Source organism: Flammeovirga aprica JL-4 (genome assembly GCF_012844305.1).
GTDB classification, from domain to species: Bacteria; Bacteroidota; Bacteroidia; order Cytophagales; family Flammeovirgaceae; genus Flammeovirga; species Flammeovirga aprica.
Window position 1 is genome coordinate 1 of record NZ_JABANE010000272.1, and the last position, 1663, is coordinate 1663.

At 31.4% G+C, this 1663-nt stretch carries 2 protein-coding genes; both read right to left on the reverse strand.

The window, feature by feature from the left end:
• Nucleotides 1–467: 467 nt before the first annotated feature.
• Complete coding sequence (locus HHU12_RS33790; RefSeq protein WP_169661130.1) at nucleotides 468–1322, reverse strand: hypothetical protein; 855 nt, start codon at nucleotides 1320–1322, stop codon at nucleotides 468–470.
• Between the two features lie 2 nt (nucleotides 1323–1324).
• On the reverse strand, nucleotides 1325–1663 hold a 339-nt coding region (locus HHU12_RS33795), incomplete at its 5' end, for a hypothetical protein (RefSeq protein WP_169661131.1).

The window sequence follows — 1663 nt, forward strand, 5'->3', positions numbered from 1 at the left end:
CTTTCCGTCCTCTCCTAATGCATCCAGCATCAGTTCATCAAACATCTTTTCTAAGTGCGTAATTAAGAATTCCTTCATCTCCGCTTTTCCTTCGCCTAAGATTAATTTGCCCAATAGTTTTCCGGCAATTGTGGGGAGATCCGCTCACATTTTCCCTAACAGCTTGTCAAAGTTTTCAGGTTTCACCAAAGTGACCGCCATGATATAGCGGGCTTCTTTGAGTGATTCCCCTTTTAAAGCATTGATGTAATTTTTAAAACCTTTAGTCAGATTGCTGTAAAAGGAATTTTGAGATTTTTTTGTGGATGAAACCTAAATCTTCTGCCCATTTGATAAAAATTCACCTCTTCCTCACTTATTTAAAATAAGTTGGGAAGAGGTGAATTGTATATTCTACTTCTAATTATCAAAGTACCTGTTATGGTTAACGTTCAAACTTACAACCAAAAACGGTAATGGCATATTCTTTATATCACCGCTTTTGGATCTGAATAAGGATCATAAATATGAGGAATTGGTGGCACTCCTTTTTCTTCTATCAAGTATTTAATGTAGGCGATTTCGTAAGCTTCTATTCCTAATATTTCTCCTGTTTGTTGTTCTATTTCATACATTTTTTGAACAAAATTATCATCCCACTCTTTATCAAGATTATATTTATTTTGATCGATATAAAATTGATAAAACTTAGCCCATGTGATTTCTTCGAAAGATTCAAAATTTATATAATTATACTCCTCTTTACCTTTAAATTTAATCCCATTAATAAAACCCTCTTTTATTCCTCTTCTCATGTGCATTTCATGGTGATTCTCTGGTCCAGAAAATTGCACTTCATACTCACTAGGGTCAACTCCCGGCTCTTCCTCCTCATCTAAGGAAATAGGATTTCCATAATCATCCTCATCTACAAATAACCCTTTAATTTTATAAATATCTGCTTCATTATTATCACAGTTCATGAAAATAAATTCACCCTCATCATAGGGTGAATACCACTTTAGTGGTAAAATACATTTGATTTCAGGTAGATTTGATAGAATATATTTAGAACGTATTTCTGGAATATTTTCAAGTACTTCTATAGCTTCTTCTATTAAGAAAAACTGATAAAAGCTACCATTCTTATAATACCTTAAACCATTGCCTCCCCATATTTTTAAAGCATGATATACTCTTTCAGGTAACTTAAAACCTAGTCTTTTTTCAAGTAAATTAATTTTTTCATCACTACCTGATTTTGCAATTTCTTCCGTAATACAATCTGTCTTATTTAAAAACTCAACTGCTAATTCGTAAAATTTTAAATATTTATTTTTCATTATTAATCTCTTTCTAAATTATGAAACTCTGTACCATATTCATACGTCATGACAGTAGGGCATTTTTTATTATATTCATCAATAATGTTGTGACAAGACTCACAAGGATGCATTTCTGATACAATATGAAATTTAATGGTTAAACCTCGAAATAATTTATTTTTCTCAATTAGATCTGCTCTTTTCCCATTTTCTTTTAAGGTTAATCCCTTCATCTTTCTTATTTGTTCACAAATATATTCTACAACTTTTGCTTCTGAGTCAAAATGCTGACCTGCTTTAGCTAGAAAATAACGATCCATATTGGGATTTATTTCTCCTTTTAATTTATTTGGAACACG